The organism is Sphaerisporangium perillae (assembly GCF_023276435.1).
In the GTDB taxonomy this organism is placed as follows: Bacteria; Actinomycetota; Actinomycetes; order Streptosporangiales; family Streptosporangiaceae; genus Sphaerisporangium; species Sphaerisporangium perillae.
The window spans coordinates 36,319-52,270 of the sequence record NZ_JALLPO010000012.1 but is presented as its reverse complement, the minus strand read 5'-3'; the positions used below and the strand labels follow the sequence as shown (position 1 = coordinate 52,270).

The following is a 15,952-nucleotide window of genomic DNA, read 5'->3' as shown; positions in this document are numbered from 1 at the left end:
ATTCTGATAAGTCGGTGCCCAGTTCGGGCACGTGACGAGTGCAGAGAGGTCCCGCCACCGCCTGCTCTATCGCGCAAGACTGTGATTCGGGCCGGCCGGGGCGGGCGGCCTCTCTGACCGCTCGATTACGGACTCCTTGCTGGACGTGGGTGGTGCGCGGGGGCACGGTTCGGCCGATCTACTGCTCTCGCCAGTAGATGAGCCGGTTGTCGAGCCACTCCACGATGAAGTAGAGGGCCGCTCCGATTGCCGCGAGGACGACGATCAGGGCGAAGACATAGTCGATCCGCAGCTGGTAGTTGTAGGAGTCCAACAGGTAGCCAAGACCCGCTGAAGCCCCGACGAACTCTCCGACGAGCGCACCGATGACGGCATAGGTGAGTGCCTGCTTGATACCGGCGAAGATGAGCGGCAGAGCATGTGGGAACGACACCTTGCGGAAGATCTGCAACGAGGTCGCACGCAGAGAGCGCATCAGCTTGACGGAGTCCGTGGGGACCGACTCCAGACCGACCAGAGTGTTGATCAGAACCGGGAAGAAGGCGATCGCGATACCCATCACGACCTTCGACCCCTCGCCGTAGCCGAACCAGGCGATGAACAGGGGAGCAAAGACGATCTTGGGGATCGCTTGGAAACCGACCACGTAGGGATAGGTGACCTGCTTCACGGGCTGCCACACGGCCAGCCCGATACCGCCGACCAGCCCGATGATGGTACCCGCGAGGAAGCCACCCATGATCTCGCGCAGCGTGACGGCGAGATGTCCGTAGAAGGTGCTTTGCTGTAGGAGCAGGCCCAGTGCCGTGATCACCTCGTGCAGAGGTGGGAGGACGATCTCCGACACGAGCCCGGTCCGCGGAAGCAGCTCCCAGAACCCGAGGATCGCCGCGGTGATGAGCAGGCTGGCCCCGCGATATTTCCACCGCTGTGCTCGGGAGATCTGCTGCCGGCTCGAGGCGGGCGCGCGACGATGCCTGAACCGTCGCAGTGTGCTGCTGGTCATACAGACTCCCCCAGGAGTTGGCGGATCTGGAAGGTCAAGTCCGTGAACTGGGGGTCGTGCATGACGTCCACCGTTCTCGGATACTCGAAGGGGACCTCGACGACACCAGCCACCCGACTCGGCCGTGCGCTCATGACGACGACGCGGTGGCTCAGGAATACCGCCTCGCTGATGTTATGCGTCACGAAGAGGATGGTGATTCCCGTCTCCGCCGCGATGCGCATCAGCTCCAGGTTCATCGCCTCCCGAGTGAACTCGTCCAGAGCGCCGAACGGCTCGTCCATCAGGAGAACCCGGGGTTCGTAGGTGAGCACTCGCGCCAACGACGCGCGCTGCTGCATGCCGCCGGAAAGCTCGGAAGGCAGCGCGTCGAGGAAGTCGCCCAGCCCGACGGTAGTCAGGATCCGGCGGGCCTTGGGCCGTATCTCCTCCTGGGGCAGTCCGAAGACCTCAGCGGGCATCATGACGTTTCGCTCGACGCTCCGCCACGGAAGAAGCACCGGCGCCTGGAACATGAAGCCCATGTCCCTGCGAGGTTTGGTCAGGTGCTCGCCGCCGACCAGAACGGTGCCCTCACTCGCGTCCAACAACCCGGCTACGATGTTCAGCAGAGTCGACTTGCCACAACCGCTCGGTCCGACGAAGGACATGAACTCGCCCGCGTGGATGTCCAGGTTGACCTCGGCCAGAGCTTTCACGGTCTTCTCCTGCGTCACGTACGACTTGCGGACGCCCTGGATCTCGATCAGCGGTCGACCAGCTTCCACCACGGTCTTGGTGGCCTTTGCGGAAGTGCCCTTGTCCGCGATCATGACGTAACCTTGTACGCCTTGGCCTGCTGGATCACTGCGGCCTGGTCGAACTTGTTGATGTCGGCAAGCAGCGAGCTGTCCAGCAGCTTCTTCAGGTCGACCGGCCGCGACAGGGCACCTTCTTCACGCGTCCCCTGCAGCAGGAACTGCTGGTACTGCTCCCAGTTCTGCGGGACGAACGTGCCGAGAGGTTGGCCCTGGATCTGTTGCGGCAGCTCCTTCAACGTCTCCGCGGCCTTCCAACCGCTGTCCGCGACGGCGGGGTTGTCGAACTCCTCCGGCGCCTCCTTGGCTGACAGGGCCTTAGCCGCGTCGGGGTTGGCCTTCGTCCACACCATGGCCTTCGCCACGGCCCTCATCATCTTCGTCAGAGCTGCTCTTTTGGCTTTGAGCGTGTCCGGCGTGGTGATCACGGTGTTGGCAGGAAAGGACCGGAGGTTCTCGGGCAGGATGTTCGTCATGGGTGCGCCCGTTGCCCCGACCAGGGCGACGTCGAACAAGGACGAAGCGTAGGCCTGTACCCGATCCTTGCGCAGCGCCTCCAGAGTCAGGGCACCACCCTCACCAACCGGAGTGATCTTTACGTCCGTGCCATCCTTCAGGCCGGCCTCACGCAGCGCCGCCCGCACAAGGGGAACCTCGCCGCCTGCAAGGTCTGAGACGCCGACGGCCTTACCGCGCAACTGGTCGACGCTGGTCAGACCCCCGCTTGTGGGTGCGGCCAAGGTGAAGACGTTCGACTGGAAGTACTGGAAGATGCCGGTGAGCTCTCGACCGCTGTCGGCCGCGACGAGGATCGCGGCCGGAGAGGGGACGCCGGCGTCGGCGTTGCCGGCGATGATCTGCTGGATGATGCTGCTCGAGCCGTCACCGGCGACGAGCTTGACCTGCACTCCCTCGTCCTTGAAAAAGCCGAGCCGCTCGGCGAGGTACCACGGGTGGAACTGCATCACGCTTCCGGCGGGCAAGACGAAGGTGAGCGGCGTACCGCCCTCCCCCGATCCCGCGCCACCGGGACCCCCGCAGCCGGCAAGCCCGACGAGCAGCGGTATCACGAGCGCAGGTATGAGCTTCCTGATTGAGGGCCTCATAGCTCCTCCTCTGAAGTTGCGCCGGAGGGCGACGTTGGACGAATGGGTGGTGTGTCTGGTGTGGTCGGGTCTGCTCATGGCAACCGGCCTCTAGGCGCCGGAACGCAGTCAGCGCCGACGTCCGGTTGGACGTTGACGTACCTGTCGGAGCGGCCGGAGAGCTCGGAGGCGAGCGTCTGAGCGGCCTGCCATTCAGGGGCGGAAGTGTTTCTCGACGGGACTGTTTCCGGCGTATTTCGGTAGTGCGACGCTAGGTCATCCGATGCATCGTGTCTACGTCTGATACATAATTTTATTCTTGATGCGTCACACCAGCGATGTGGCACGTTCGCCTCGGGTGATGCACAAAAACCCAGTTCCCGGGCGCACGGCCGCCCACCAGGGGCGCCGGCGCACCTCGGACGGGCAGCCGGCGGCCAGACCGGCAGGCGCCCGGACGGTTGGGAGAGGCAGCGACTTCGGCGCTGCGACGGCCGGTTGCGGCAAGCCCCACCGGACTTGGCCGCAGCAGGGCGCATCTGAGGTCAGATGTACGAGAACGGGCACCAGACCTTATGGTGATGCCTCAAGTGGAATATAGTGCACTCTCGCGACGGAGGCGTCTCTGTCGACGCGGTAGCGCTCCGATCGTTCGGAGCCCAGAGCGACGATGACGATAAGGAGCACCAGTGACGACTGTGGGGATGCTGGGTCTCGGGATCATGGGTTCGGCCATGTCGGGCCACCTGCTCGCACGCGGCTTCGACGTGGTCGGTTACGACCCCCTACCCGAGCGCGCCGCCGCTCTCTCGGCCGCCGGTGGTCACGCGGAGCAGTCCGTTGAGGTGCTTTCTCGTCGCTGCGACTTCGCCATCACATCCCTGCCGAGCGCGTCCGCCGCCCTAGACGTGTGCGCGCGGGTCGCCACGTCCGGGCCTGCGGGGCTCACCGTGGTCGAGACATCGACACTGCCCATGGACGTGAAACAGCAGTGCCGTCGACTGCTCGCCGACGCGCGGATGACACTGCTCGACTGCCCGTTGAGCGGCACCGGCGCGCAGGCACTCGAGCGGGATCTCGTGGTCCTGGGCAGCGGGGACGAGGACGCCTTCGAGGCGGTGCGCCCAGTACTCGAGGCATTCGCCCGCTCGGTGCGATACCTCGGAGAGTTCGGTCGCGGGTCCACCATGAAGTTCGTGGCCAACCTGCTCGTGGCCATCCACAACGTCGCCACCGCAGAGGCATTCGCGCTGGGTGAGCGAGCAGGTCTGGACCCGGCTCAGATCCTCGACGTCATCCAGGACGGGGCCGGAAGCTCGGTCATCTTCGAAAAGCGCGGGCTGCTCATGGCTCGGCGCCAGTACCAACCGCCGTCTGCCAAGCTCAGCATGTTCCTCAAGGACGTCGACGTGATCACCGCCTACGCCGAGGAGCTGGACCTGCCGACACCGATGCTGAGCGCTACCCGAGACCTCTACCGTCGAGCGATCGATCATGGACTCGCCGACGACGACGCCGCGGCTCTGCTCACTGTGATGGGCTCAGACCGCATCGGTTCCCACCACACCCCGGCACAGGAGGACAAGGCATGATCACCCTTGAGCACGCGGACGAGATCGTATCTGGCACCCTCGATCGCGGGCGGCAGCTCGGAGCGGCTCCACTGACTGTGGCCGTGCTGGATCCCGGTGGACATGTGGTCGTCCTGAAGCGCCAGAACGGATCCGGCATTCTGCGGCCACAGATCGCCGTGGGTAAGGCCTGGGGCTCCCTGGGCATGGGTTTCAACTCGCGCGAGCAGGCGCGGCGCGCCGAGTCGATGCCGGGCTTCTTCGCCGCGATCTCCGTCGCCTCCGATGGCCGCGTCGTTCCGGTCCCGGGTGGCGTACTGATCCGGAACACCGACGGTGTGCTACTCGGCGCCGTGGGTGTCAGCGGTGACCTGTCCGACGTGGACGAGGCGTGCGCCATCTATGGCGTCCGGCTCGCCGGGTCACAACCGGAACCGGACAGCCCCGTGGAACTGTGACGAAGGCGGCGCGAAGGGGGAAGTACGTGAGCGACGGGCGGAGGCAAGCCCAGCCGGCGCCAAGGCCAGGCCTTTCGGATGGCAGAGCGGCAGCACACCAGTCGGACGCAGTCAGGTCGCGGTCCGTCCGGTGAGGTCCCGGGCACGGCGTACGGTCGCCGCATCGACCATCGCGCCGTGCGCGTCGCGGAACGCACCACTGCCAGAGCGCTGGTGTCGCTCGAAGAGGTCGAGGAGGGCGTGGGCGTCGGCCAGTTCGGCGTCGTCGACGCCGAACACCTCGTTGGCGATGGTGACCTGGTCGGGGTGAATGCAGGCACGGCCCTGGAAGCCGAGGCTGCGCAGGTGGGCGTCCTCGAGGTCGAGGATGAGCGCGTCGGCGGCGGTGCGCAGGGCGCTGCGCAGGAAGCGGGGCTGGTCGGCGGGAACGTAGAGGTGCGAACGGGGTGGTCGAGGGGACACCGGCTACTCCTCATACATAAAGAGGTAGATGATGCATTTTCTGATTAGATCATGTAGTTTACAGTCAAGATAATTCGGGCCGAGCCACGCTGACCAGGCGGGCCACCCGGGCCGTGGCGAGGCGTGGGACTGCGGTCAGTCCCGCCCACGAGGAGAGGATCGCGGCGTGTTCGAAGCCGACAGCGTCACGATAACCGTGCTGGTCGAGAACCAGGTGGACATGCTGCTGCCCGACCAGGCCAGCCCCGCCGACGGGGACGACCACTGCGTCACCCGGTACGGGCTCATCGAGCACTTCGACCCGAAGCGCGTCCCGCCGCAGGCGGAGAACGGCATCAGCTTCCTGGTGGAGGCAGTCCGGGGCCGGCACACCCTGCGCGTGCTGTTCGACGTCGGCCTGACCGGCACGGTGCTCGAACACAACATGCGGGTGCTCGGCGTCGACCCCACCACGATCGACCACGTCGTGATCAGCCACGGCCACCCGGACCATTTCGGTGGGATCCACCGCTTCCTCGGCCTCGCCGGACGCCGCATCCCCGTCGCCACGCACGCCGACGCGGAACTGCCGAGGTACGCGGTCATGGGAGACGGTCGGACCTCACCGGTCTACAACGCCGCGTTTGGGTTTGGTGAGGTCGAGCGGTCAGGCGGCGTACCCGTGCTGACCCGGGATTCGCTCGACCTTGGCTGGGGCGTGCACACCACCGGGGAGATCCCCCGGAAGGTCGCCTTCGAGGCCGGCGCGGCGCCCGCCTTCAAGCCCGGGGACCCCGGGCTCTACCAGGTCTCGGCGCAGGGCAAGCTACGCCGGGACGAGGTCATGGACGAGATGGGCCTGGTGGTGGACGTGCGCGATGTCGGGTTGGTGATCCTGACCGGCTGCGCCCACGCCGGCGTCATCAACACGATCGCCCAGGCCCGTGCGGTGTGCGGACCCAAGCCGGTAAGGGCGGTGATGGGCGGCTTCCACCTCGGCTTTCCCACCACCCCGGCCGAGAACGTCGACCTGACCGCGACCGCGCTCACGGAGCTTGAGGTGGCGACGGTCATGCCGATGCATTGCAGCGGGTTGCGCACCCATGCGCACCTGTCCCGTGACCTGCCCGCGAACTACGTGCAGCCCGCGGTAGGCACCGTGCTGCATTTCGCCCGCTGATGACGGCGGATCTGCGGGGCATCCGCGTCATCGCGGTCGAGCAGGCTGTCGCCGGCCCGCTGTGCACCCGGCATCTTGCCGACCTCGGCGCCGAGGTGGTCAAGATCGAGCGGCCGGGAGGCGGGGACTTCGCCCGCGGCTACGACGAAACCGTCTACGGCGAGGCGAGCCACTTCGTCTGGCTGAACCGGGGCAAGCGCAGCGTCGTACTCGACCTGAAGGCGGAGACGGGCCGGCAGATACTGCGCCGGCTGCTGCGCAAAGCCGACGTACTGGTGTGCAACCTCGCCCCGGGCGCCCTGGATCGGATCGTTTCCGACGACGAGCTGGCCGAGCTGAACCCGCGCCTCGTGCGCTGCTACCTGTCCGGGTACGGAGCGACCGGCCCGTACGCCACCCGCAAGGCGTACGACGCGCTTGTGCAGGGCGAGGCCGGGACGATCATGGCCACCGGTACCCCCGAGACGCCCGCCAAGCCCGGGGTCTCCCTGGCCGACCTGGCAGGTGGGACGTACGCGCTCACCGCCGTAACCGCCGCCCTGTACGCGCGGGAGCGGACCGGGTTGGGCAAGCGGATCGACGTGGCCCTGTTCGACGTACTGCTGGAGTGGATGAGCCCGCTCCTGCTGGCCGAGCTGCATTCGGGCTCGGCTCCCCAGCCGGCCGGGCTGCGGCACGCCAGCATCGTCCCGTACGGGCCGTACACGACGGCCGATGGCCAGGACGTGCTGATCGCGGTGCAGAACGAGGGGCAGTGGCGCCGGCTGTGCCGGACCGTGCTGGACGACCCGGCGCTGCTGGAGGACCCGGCGTTCGCGTCGAACAGCGCCCGGGTACGGCACCGCGAGCGCACCGAGCGGACGGTGCAGGCGCGGCTGGTTACCCTGTCCACCGCCGAGGTCATCAACCGGCTGGAGCGGGCGGACGTGCCGTACGCACAGCTGAACCAGATCGCCGACGTCCTCGTCCACCCGCAGGCGGAAGCGACCGGCCGCTGGTCGGAGGCGACGCTGCCGTCCGGGCGGGCGGTCCGGGTGGTCACCTCGCCGCTGCATCGCGAGCCGGAGCCGCCCGGTGGCCGGCGGGTGCCGTTGCTGGGCGAGCACACCGCGGAGGTGCTGCGCGAGCTGGGCCTGTCCGAGACCGAGATCGCCGAGCTGCTCGAGCCGTCCGCGATGCCCACCACACCACCGTCCGCACCGGCCGCGCGGTAGGCCACCACAGCCCGGGCCGACGCGGGCCGTTGGTTGCGGCACCGGCCCGGGCTGTGGTGGCGATCAGTCGTTGTCGACTTCGAACGGATCGGCGATCTTGTGCCCGGTCAGGTGCCGGCCCAGCGCCAGGAAGCTCCGGGAGAGGTGCCACTCCGTCGCCTTGGCCAGCGCGTCGCCGTCGCCGAGCCGGGCCGCGGCCAGCATCGCCCGGTGCTCGTTGGGGGTTTCGTCGACGCGGTCGTCGAGCACCTGCAGCATGTCCCAGGGGAACTTCTGCCAGAGCTGATCGATCTCATCGGCCAGTCCCTCGTTGCCGCACTTGGCGTAGAAGAGGAAGTGGAACCGGTGGTTTGTGGCGTTTAGCCGCGCCAGGTCCCCCTCGGCAGCGGCCTGCTCCATCTCCGCGACCAGACGTTCGGCGAGGTCGATGTCGCGGGGCGAGAGACGCCGGGCGGCCCGCTGCATGGCGTACGGCTCCACGAGGCGGCGCAGCATGTAGACGGTCTTGACCTGCTCGTAGTCGGCGTCGGCGACCCGGAGGCCCTTGTATGGCTCGCCGACCAGCACGCCCTCGGCCTCGAGCAGGCGTAGCGCCTCGCGGACCGGCGTGATGCTGGTGTCGAACATCGAGGCGAGCACGTCCTGTTGGATGCGGCTGCCGCGGGGCAGCTCCCCCTCGCTGATCATCCGCCGCAGCTCGTTGGCGATGCGATCGCGCTTGGTCAGCGGTTTCGGCATGGATCTGTCCTTGATCGGTAAGCGCTCGGGGGAGCGTCGGATTGGCGGGACTGATGAGTGTCGTATCGACGCGCCGCTGCGGTGGCTCGGCGATGCGATCTATTGTGGACCATGTCGACGCCGCCCATCACGTACCGGTCCAGGGGGCTCGCCGTAAGGCCGGCGTCCCGAACGGGGCAGCCGCCGAGCGCGGCCGACGGCCCACCGGACGCCGCGTCGAAGCCGCGGTGGAAGGCCGCCGGCGTGGCGGCGAAGGCTTCCGGCTCATCCAGGTACGCGATGTGGCCCGCTCCGGGCACGGTGGCGGGCGTGGCGCCGAGCTGCCGGGCGAGCGACCTCCGCGGTCCCGAGCTCATGATGTCGAGCGGGCGGGGCCCGGCGGCGCCGCGACCCGCGACCCCGGGGGTCCAGCCGGTCGAGGGCCGCCGCGGCCGTGGCAACGGCGTCGGCCAGGATGAACGGTTCGGCGGCGCGGACGCCGTGACCCGGCAGGTCGGGCGCCTCGGCGGGCCGGTCGCCGGCACGCAGGTGCGGCAGTGCCGCGCCCAGGTGGCGGCGTCGCCGCCCCAGGTGTGCAGGAGCAGGAGGGGCGTTGACCTCGGGGTCATAGGCACCTCACGTCAGGATCATGCATTCTTTGGTTCCTAGAGTATTGCTATCACTATGAGTTACAACCGCTCCGGACCGGGACGTCGTAACGTTTCTCATCAGGCATCACCGCACACGGAGGTGATCATCACTCCGGCCCGGAAAGATGGCTCGACCGCCTTGCCTCTCCAAACCCGACGGCGCGGGAGTATCTGTGAGCGGTCCAGCTTTGCATTGCGGTCCGGTTGTCATCACAGGAGAGCAGTGGCCCGTCGGGTGTTCGGGGACGATCTCGTCGACGATGCCGTCACGCGGATCTGCAAACTCGCCGGGGCCCTGGGTGGGCGACGGCTCCGGCTCGCTGGCGTGTCCCCGGAGACGGTGGCCCGGAAGGCGGCGTCGGCGGGACTCGAATTACTCCCCGGCCCCGATTCTCCCCGGACGGCACCTTGACCCAGTGGCTACGCCTCCCCTATACAGCCCCACCGGAAGCTCTCGACCGCGCCGCCCTGCTGCTCGAGGAGGCCTGCCCCCACTGAGACGCGGCTCCTCGCAGGGTCATCCGGAAGGACGCCGCTCGCGTCCTATGCCACGCAGGGTTCTCCGGCGAACGAATGGAAAGGGCATGACCTCTGCGTCGACCGGCCCTTCCGCAATGAACCCGGATCCGGCAGGAGCGGCCGGCGAAACTCGCCAGGAAGGTGGCGCCGCACCTCCGCTCTCCTCCAGAACGACGAAACCGGGCCCCCGGCCCAGGATGGCCGAGGAACCCATCCCGGGGGGGCCGTCCGGTGCCACGGGCAGAAGCCGGAGCGGGAAAGGGTGGCTGGAGCTCATCCAGATCTGGACCGGAGTCGTAACCGGAGTCGTCGCCCTCGTGTTGTCGCTCGACAACTGGAGCACGCTGAATCGCGAGCCCGATGTCACGCTCACCCTGCCGGCCTACTTGCGGATGGCTCAGGGAACCTCCGCATGGCTCTACCTTCAGCCGACGTTCAGCACACCGGAGAAAACGGAGAAAGCCGAGTTCGTCACGGACATGGAGCTCCGCATCCGGCCGACGGCGGTCACATCGTCAACATCGGCTCGGGCGGCGCGCACGTGCACTTCCCCGGACTCGCGATGTACACCGGCACGAAAGCGTTCCTCGCGGCATACAGCACCGCGGTCCACCGCGAGCTGCGCCGCACCGGTGTCCACGTCAGTCTCCTGCGCTGCGGCGACGTCCACACCGAGTTCTTCGAAAGCATGGCGGCGCGATCCAGCCGGATACCGCGCGAGCCACGAAAGATCCCAGCCGAGCGCGTAGCTGCGACTCGTCTCCGGCCTCGAACAATGGCTGGGCTGGCTGCTCGACCGGGCACCACTCGACCCCAATATGCGCGCCCAACTGACCAAGGCACGCCGGTAACTGAGCGGCCGCAGGGCGCTAAACAGACCAACCTCACCGGCGGCGCCCGCCACCGCCGCCCACCCAGACCTCGATGACGACTGCGTGAACGGACGACCCAGCTTCTCCGGGCGCGTCACGGCCGTTGCGAGGCGAACGCCTCATCGTCGGTACTGATCAGGCGGGGACGGCCACCCGCCCATTTAGGGTCCAGTGCATCAAGCCCGTTGTCGCTGAGGCATGGATGACATCGCGCACGGTGTCTTCATCGGCTGCGACCAAATAGGCAATCGCCGGGACCGGCGAAGCTAGGCGCGGGAGTCGGTTCCCAGGCCGGCGTCACGGGCCCGGGCGACCGCCTCGGCCCGGCTTGCCGCGCTCAGCTTGGTGAGGATGTTGCTTAGGTGGTTGCCGACCGTCTTCACCGAGATGAACAGCCGCTGAGCGATCTGCGGGTTCGACAGGCCGCGCGCCACCAGGTCGAGGATCTCGGTCTCGCGAGTGGATAGCTCCGGGAAAGGTCCGGTCGCGGACGCGCGAGCCGCCGCGGTCCGCGCCCAGGTGCCCACGCCGCCGCCGAGCACCGTGTCTCCTTCGGCGACCGTTTGGATGGCGCGGGCGATGGCGCCGGGACCGGCGCTTTTGAGGACGTACCCTCTGACTCCGGCACGAAGTGCCCGGATCACCATCGCCTCTTCCTCGTGCATCGTGAGGACCAGGACGTCGAGATCCGGATGCCGCTCGCGCAGCAGGGCCGACGCGGTCGCACCGTCCATGCCCGGCATGTCGAGATCGACCACGGCGACGTCGGCGTCGACCTGATCGGCGAGATCGACAAGGGAGGCGCCGTCCACGGCTGCGCCCACGACCTCCATCCCGTCGATGGTGCCGAGCAACATGCGCAACCCTTCCATGTAGACGGGGTGATCGTCGGCGAGCAGGACCCGGATGGTCACGGGGTCACCGCCCTCGCCGGAAGCAGCCCGTGCACGACGACGCCGCCCCGCTCGCCCGACTCGAGGACCAGCGATCCACCGAGCTGTTGCGCCCGCGTCCGCATGGAGCGGAGCCCGACGCCCGCCTCCGCCTGGACGGGGAACCCCGTCCCGTCATCGGTCACCCGCACTTCCAGGGTCTCGCCGGTGAGGCGGAGGCGCAGGGTGACCCTCGACCCCGAGCTGTGCCGCTGAGCGTTGTGGAGGGCCTCGACGGCGATCCGGTACGCGGCAGCCTCGACCGGCGGATCGAGCGGCGGCAGCGTCTCGGGGAGGTCCAGGCCGAGGTTCATCCCGCCGGTCCAGGAGGCGGCGTGCTGCCGGAGCGCCGCGATGAGCCCCTGCCCGTCGAGCGGGCTTGGGGCGAGGTCGGCAAGGATGCGGCGGATCTCTCCCATGGCTCTGGTGAGATCGGTGCCGAGGGCGGTCAGCACGTCGCTGATGCGGTCCTGGCCCGAGAGGAGGTTCCTGGCAGCCTCGGCGCGGAGTGATGCGGCCCCGAGCAGCGGGCCCAGCTCGTCGTGCAGATCGCGCTGGATCCTGGTCCGTTCCTCCTCCCTGGCGGCGAGCAGCCGCGCGTGGCTCTGCCGCAGTTCCTCATCCAGGGCGGCGGCCCGCACGGCGACGCCGAGATGGCCGGCCAGACCGCCGAGGAGCTCCCGGTCGCGTGCCGTCAGGGACTCGGCCGGGTGGCGGCGCGCGGCGAGGATCTCACCGACCGGCTTCCCGCCGTGGTGCAGGGCCATGGGCTCCACCTCCCACGCCGGGCGGGACCCGTGGGCCACCACCACGCCGCCGTCGGTCAGTACGATCGCCACGTACGGCAGGCGCAGCGCCTCGGCCAGCTCTCTGACCACCATCGGCAGCAGCGGCTCGGCCCCGGCCTCCAGCCGGTGACCCAGCATCCGGACGACCGCATAGGGGTCGCGCCGGGAGCCGTACAGGATCCGGTCGAGCGCTGTCTGGAGCAGTTCGCGCAGGGGCAGCGCCACGATGGCGATCAGGCCGGTCACCAGGATCTCCGGCGCCAGGCCGGGCAGCAGCGACCTGAGCACCAGGACCAGGCCGATGTAGGCCAGCAGCAGAAGGCCGGTGAGTAGCGCGTACACGACGGCCCGGCGGATGACCAGCCCGAGGTCCCACAGCCGGTACCGCAGCACCGCGACACCGATCACGACGGGGAGGAGGACGATGGCGATCGCCTCGGGCAGCCACGTCGTGACGTACGCGTCCGCGACGGTGACCGTGATCAGCAGCGCTCCGGCGGCAGCCACCCACCGGAGCTGCTGGCGCTCCACCTCGTCGCCGCGCACATACCGGGTGACCATGCAGGCCAGCCCGACCGCGGCGTGCACGACGTAGAGACCGGTCAGCACGTTGAGCAGCCGGTCCAGGCCGCCCAGCGCGGCGATGCCCAGGGGATTGGGCAGGTCGAGCGGCGCCGGGGCCCCGCTGGTGCTTGGGCTGAACGCGGCGAGCACGGTCCCCAGCACCATCGTGGCCACGACCAGGTACTCGTACCGTCGCCACCAGCGGCCCGCCGGTCGCCCGGTCGGGAAACGGAAGACCAGGAAGATGAGGCCGAAGACGGGCGCCGTCCAGATCCATCCGGCCACCCAGAGCACGGCGTCCAGCTCGGGCCGGCCGTACGCGTGGGCGACCAGCACCCATGCCGTGAGGGCGAAGGCGGCGGTCGACAGCATGAAGGGGACGATCAGGAACGGCGCCAGGGGATGAGCCGGCTGGCGTCGCCCGAGCAGGACGCCGACGACGACCAGGCCGGTGAAGCCCGCCACGCCGATGCCGATCGGGACCGCCTGTTCCGGGCCGGACGCGGGGACGACACGCCCGAAGCCAGCGAAGAACACGACAAGCCAGGCGGTCATCGCCGCCTGGCCGCCGAGGACGATGGAGGTCCACAACCGTCGTGTCATGCGCCACCCTGCTTCAGCCTAATCCCGGCGATGCCGATCCACAGCAGTCCGATCCCCATGAGGAACCCGCTGATCGGGCCGAAGAACGTGGCCGCTCCGCCGACACCGAGCACGACGGCGGCGATCCTGGGGAACACGCGGGAGCGGAACGCGGAGACCGACAGCCAGACGATCCCCACGACCCAGAGCGCGAGGCTGACGATCACCCCCGCCGCGTGCCAGCCGGAGGGAGGCGCGTCGAGCACGGCCGGAGCCGAGGTGGCCAGCGAGGGGACGAGGAAGACGCTGACGGCCTGGAGGAAGGCCGCGCCCATCAGGCCGAGGAGGACCGTCACGCACGCGGGGCCGCTGATCATGCGGCCCCCCGGCCCCGTGCGGCCGGCCACGGCGGCGACTCCGAGGAAGAGGCAGAGCGTGGAGACGAGGCCGAGCAGGCTGTCGACGTGATAGGTCGAGGCCAGTGCCTGCTGGGAGTAGGGGCGGTCGTCGATCTCGGTCAGCACCTCGAAGGGCGCTGCCACGAGCAGCAGCAGTCCGGCGGCCGTGAGCATCGGATACGCGATGTGCGCGAGCTGTTTCATGGGCCCAGGGTGCTGCGCCCTCGTTCCCGCGGGCATGAGGCGGATCTCCCGATTGGCCGGGGAAGGCCGCCCACGGCCGGTCGGGATCGCCGGTCCGGCGTCCGGCGCCCGCCCACGATTGACAGCATGCTGTCGATCGTGTGATGCTGGCCGCGTGAGCGATCGGCGCGGACCCGAGGACGCGTGGAGCGAGTTCGTACTGGCCGTCTTCGACGTCAACGGCTTGATAACCCAGGCAGGCGAGCGCATCTCGCGCCCCTTGGGGCAGAGCTCGGCGCGGTGGCACGTGCTCGGGCGAGCGTTCCAGCCGCAGACCGTCGCTCAGATGGCGGCCGAGATGGGGCACGCACGACAGAGCGTTCAGCGGGTGGCCGACGTACTCGAGCGGGAGGGACTGATCGCGTATCGGCCACTCCCTACCGACCGTCGCACAAAGCTGGTCGAACTCACGCCCCGTGGACACGAGGTGCTCGGTGAGATCTACCAGCGGCAGGTGGCATGGTTCGCCGAGATCGCGTCACGGCTGAGCGAGGCCACATTGCGTGAACTGACGACCTCGCTCAATGAGGTCTCGCAAGCCCTTGCATCGAGCATGAGTAATGAAGAACAGGCGTCATAACTCACTAGGGAGACAACGAAATGGCACGGTTCATCGTGTTGTACCGCGCTCCACAAGAGGCCGCGGAACGTTTCGCAACGGCCACAACCGAGGAGGCCCAGGCCGGCGTACGGCTCTGGACGGAATGGTTCGACCAACTCGGCTCGGCGCTGGTTGACCCCGGCCGTCCCCTCGGTAATGCGAGGACCGTGACCCGCAGCGGCATCACGGCGGCGCCGACCGAGGTCATCGGAATGACGATCCTGCAGGCCGACACCATGGAAGACGCGCTCGGGATGGTCCGCGATCACCATCACCTGCAGTGGGCCGAGTCCTGCGCCATCACTGTCCTTGAGGAGTTGCCGATCCCCGAGGTCGAGGCCGGCATCCTTGGCTGACCGTTCCGGTAGCGAAATTCAGCATCACCTGAACCAGCGCTTCCGAGGCCGCGCCGTGCTCGAGACGCGGCGCCATGGAACCTCACCGACAGCGCCGGCCACGCCGGGTACCAACCTCCCGTGCACCACTTGCTCGCAACACCTCCCCACATCCATCGAACAACTCACCCTCATCGGCTACTGCCGTTCGCGCTGGTGTCCGGGTCGAACCGTCAGCGAGACCCCCGCACCGCCCGGACGTAGCCGTACGACTTGTGTTCCCTGGAAACGCTCCGGATCCTGAACGGCATCTCGCCGGACTCGAGCCGGGAGAAACCCGCTGTCTCCAGGAGTGGGGGCAGGTCCTGAATGCCGATCGCGGTTTCGCCGAAGCGCTCGGGCCGAACGTGGTGGTCCTCCGGCCGCTTGAAGTCGATCAGGAGGAGGCGTCCGCCAGGTCTGAGCACGCGGCCAAGCTCCGCGAGCCCCCTCCGGATGACGTCGTCGGGCAAATGATGGATCATGAAGGTGCCCATCGCGACGTCAAACGAGTCGTCGGGAAAGTCCAGTTCCTCGACTCCAGCGAGCCGGAAGTCGATCGTGAGGCCCTGCCGGGCGGCTTTGCGTCGTGCGCCGGCGAGCAGTTGAGCCGACGGGTCGATGCCGACCACATGCCCCGATTCGCCGACCCTCCGCTTGGCGGCGACAGCCATCGTTCCGGTGCCGCATCCGATGTCCAGTACCTCCTCGCTGGGCTGCAGGTGGGCGATATCGGCGGTCATGGAGCGGAACGTCTGCTCCTTACCGCGCATGACGAACCACTGCACGATCAGGTCGTAGTAGCGGGCCGAGAAGTTGATCACACCGCGTGAGCGTCGCTCAGGCATGGGCCACGCGTTCCTTCCCCCCGGTGCGAAGGACGTGTCGGACGCACGCCGGGGCGTCGCTGCTAATGTATGGGCAGTTGCCCAAACTGTATGGGCGAACGCCCATACTTTC

The 15,952-nt window shown here is 68.2% G+C and carries 16 protein-coding genes; 7 read left to right on the top strand and 9 right to left on the bottom strand.

Annotated features, from left to right (window positions below; translation table 11 throughout):
• Positions 1-178: 178 nt before the first annotated feature.
• Genes MYF83_RS13680 through MYF83_RS13670 form a run of 3 tightly spaced genes read right to left on the bottom strand, consistent with a single transcriptional unit; the run spans position 179 to position 2,909 of the window.
• Positions 179-1,006, bottom strand: a complete 828-nt coding sequence (locus tag MYF83_RS13680) for an ABC transporter permease (RefSeq protein ID WP_248960671.1) — start codon at positions 1,004-1,006, stop codon at positions 179-181.
• Positions 1,003-1,818, bottom strand: coding sequence for an ABC transporter ATP-binding protein (locus MYF83_RS13675; protein ID WP_248960670.1), 816 nt, complete (start codon positions 1,816-1,818; stop codon positions 1,003-1,005). Before MYF83_RS13675 ends, MYF83_RS13680 begins: the two co-directional genes overlap by 4 nt.
• Positions 1,815-2,909: an ABC transporter substrate-binding protein gene (locus MYF83_RS13670; protein ID WP_248960669.1), complete on the bottom strand. Its 1,095-nt coding sequence runs from the start codon at positions 2,907-2,909 to the stop codon at positions 1,815-1,817. Before MYF83_RS13670 ends, MYF83_RS13675 begins: the two co-directional genes overlap by 4 nt.
• A 668-nt stretch (positions 2,910-3,577) precedes the next feature.
• Here MYF83_RS13670 and MYF83_RS13665 point away from each other — a divergent pair.
• Complete coding sequence (locus tag MYF83_RS13665; protein ID WP_248960668.1) at positions 3,578-4,480, top strand: NAD(P)-dependent oxidoreductase; 903 nt, start codon at positions 3,578-3,580, stop codon at positions 4,478-4,480.
• Positions 4,477-4,917: a GlcG/HbpS family heme-binding protein gene (locus tag MYF83_RS13660; protein WP_248960667.1), complete on the top strand. Its 441-nt coding sequence runs from the start codon at positions 4,477-4,479 to the stop codon at positions 4,915-4,917. Before MYF83_RS13665 ends, MYF83_RS13660 begins: the two co-directional genes overlap by 4 nt.
• Positions 4,918-5,028: 111 nt before the next feature.
• Here MYF83_RS13660 and MYF83_RS13655 read toward each other — a convergent pair whose 3' ends face one another.
• Positions 5,029-5,379, bottom strand: coding sequence for an aldolase/citrate lyase/malate synthase family protein (locus tag MYF83_RS13655; protein ID WP_248960666.1), 351 nt, complete (start codon positions 5,377-5,379; stop codon positions 5,029-5,031).
• 166 nt (positions 5,380-5,545) lie between these two features.
• Here MYF83_RS13655 and MYF83_RS13650 point away from each other — a divergent pair, with 166 nt between their 5' ends.
• Both MYF83_RS13650 and MYF83_RS13645 read left to right on the top strand, forming a co-directional pair.
• Positions 5,546-6,538, top strand: coding sequence for an MBL fold metallo-hydrolase (locus tag MYF83_RS13650; protein ID WP_248960665.1), 993 nt, complete (start codon positions 5,546-5,548; stop codon positions 6,536-6,538).
• The gene (locus MYF83_RS13645) at positions 6,538-7,752 is read left to right on the top strand and encodes a CaiB/BaiF CoA transferase family protein (RefSeq protein ID WP_248960664.1); all 1,215 of its coding nucleotides are present in this window, start codon (positions 6,538-6,540) and stop codon (positions 7,750-7,752) included. The genes MYF83_RS13650 and MYF83_RS13645 overlap by 1 nt, the downstream gene beginning before the upstream one ends.
• A 63-nt stretch (positions 7,753-7,815) precedes the next feature.
• Here the strand turns inward: MYF83_RS13645 and MYF83_RS13640 are convergent, their stop codons facing one another.
• Positions 7,816-8,490: a GntR family transcriptional regulator gene (locus tag MYF83_RS13640; RefSeq protein ID WP_248960663.1), complete on the bottom strand. Its 675-nt coding sequence runs from the start codon at positions 8,488-8,490 to the stop codon at positions 7,816-7,818.
• Between the two features lie 1,560 nt (positions 8,491-10,050).
• Between MYF83_RS13640 and MYF83_RS44260 the strand changes: the two genes are divergently transcribed.
• Positions 10,051-10,566 (top strand): SDR family NAD(P)-dependent oxidoreductase, encoded by a 516-nt coding sequence (locus tag MYF83_RS44260; RefSeq protein WP_372500150.1) that lies wholly within the window; start codon positions 10,051-10,053, stop codon positions 10,564-10,566.
• Positions 10,567-10,776: 210 nt separating this feature from the next.
• On the opposite strand, the gene MYF83_RS13630 is transcribed toward MYF83_RS44260, so the two are convergent.
• Genes MYF83_RS13630 through MYF83_RS13620 form a run of 3 tightly spaced genes read right to left on the bottom strand, consistent with a single transcriptional unit; the run spans position 10,777 to position 13,978 of the window.
• On the bottom strand, positions 10,777-11,424 hold the full coding sequence (locus MYF83_RS13630) for a response regulator transcription factor (protein ID WP_248960661.1): 648 nt from the start codon (positions 11,422-11,424) through the stop codon (positions 10,777-10,779).
• A complete protein-coding gene (locus tag MYF83_RS13625; protein ID WP_248960660.1) occupies positions 11,421-13,397 on the bottom strand; it encodes a sensor histidine kinase in 1,977 nt (658 codons plus the stop codon). The genes MYF83_RS13630 and MYF83_RS13625 overlap by 4 nt, the downstream gene beginning before the upstream one ends.
• Complete coding sequence (locus tag MYF83_RS13620) at positions 13,394-13,978, bottom strand: hypothetical protein (RefSeq protein ID WP_248960659.1); 585 nt, start codon at positions 13,976-13,978, stop codon at positions 13,394-13,396. Before MYF83_RS13620 ends, MYF83_RS13625 begins: the two co-directional genes overlap by 4 nt.
• A 154-nt stretch (positions 13,979-14,132) precedes the next feature.
• On the opposite strand from MYF83_RS13620, the gene MYF83_RS13615 reads away from it, so the two are divergent.
• Together MYF83_RS13615 and MYF83_RS13610 are read left to right on the top strand one after the other, a co-directional pair.
• Complete coding sequence (locus tag MYF83_RS13615) at positions 14,133-14,597, top strand: MarR family winged helix-turn-helix transcriptional regulator (RefSeq protein ID WP_248960658.1); 465 nt, start codon at positions 14,133-14,135, stop codon at positions 14,595-14,597.
• Between the two features lie 20 nt (positions 14,598-14,617).
• Entirely contained in the window at positions 14,618-14,974 is a 357-nt protein-coding gene (locus MYF83_RS13610) for a hypothetical protein (RefSeq protein WP_248960657.1), read from the top strand.
• A gap of 212 nt (positions 14,975-15,186) precedes the next feature.
• Here MYF83_RS13610 and MYF83_RS13605 read toward each other — a convergent pair whose 3' ends face one another.
• Positions 15,187-15,840: a class I SAM-dependent methyltransferase gene (locus MYF83_RS13605; RefSeq protein ID WP_279339496.1), complete on the bottom strand. Its 654-nt coding sequence runs from the start codon at positions 15,838-15,840 to the stop codon at positions 15,187-15,189.
• Between the last annotated feature and the right edge of the window lie 112 nt (positions 15,841-15,952).

Bases quoted from the DNA above. Each gene is read 5' to 3' on its own strand.
- MYF83_RS13680 (WP_248960671.1), bottom strand. From the start codon at position 1,006: ATGACCAGCAGCACACTGCGACGGTTCAGGCATCGTCGCGCGCCCGCC.
- MYF83_RS13675 (WP_248960670.1), bottom strand. From the start codon at position 1,818: ATGATCGCGGACAAGGGCACTTCCGCAAAGGCCACCAAGACCGTGGTG.
- MYF83_RS13670 (WP_248960669.1), bottom strand. From the start codon at position 2,909: ATGAGGCCCTCAATCAGGAAGCTCATACCTGCGCTCGTGATACCGCTG.
- MYF83_RS13660 (WP_248960667.1), top strand. From the start codon at position 4,477: ATGATCACCCTTGAGCACGCGGACGAGATCGTATCTGGCACCCTCGAT.
- MYF83_RS13645 (WP_248960664.1), top strand. From the start codon at position 6,538: ATGACGGCGGATCTGCGGGGCATCCGCGTCATCGCGGTCGAGCAGGCT.
- MYF83_RS13640 (WP_248960663.1), bottom strand. From the start codon at position 8,490: ATGCCGAAACCGCTGACCAAGCGCGATCGCATCGCCAACGAGCTGCGG.
- MYF83_RS44260 (WP_372500150.1), top strand. From the start codon at position 10,051: ATGGCTCTACCTTCAGCCGACGTTCAGCACACCGGAGAAAACGGAGAA.
- MYF83_RS13625 (WP_248960660.1), bottom strand. From the start codon at position 13,397: ATGACACGACGGTTGTGGACCTCCATCGTCCTCGGCGGCCAGGCGGCG.
- MYF83_RS13620 (WP_248960659.1), bottom strand. From the start codon at position 13,978: ATGAAACAGCTCGCGCACATCGCGTATCCGATGCTCACGGCCGCCGGA.
- MYF83_RS13610 (WP_248960657.1), top strand. From the start codon at position 14,618: ATGGCACGGTTCATCGTGTTGTACCGCGCTCCACAAGAGGCCGCGGAA.
- MYF83_RS13605 (WP_279339496.1), bottom strand. From the start codon at position 15,840: ATGCCTGAGCGACGCTCACGCGGTGTGATCAACTTCTCGGCCCGCTAC.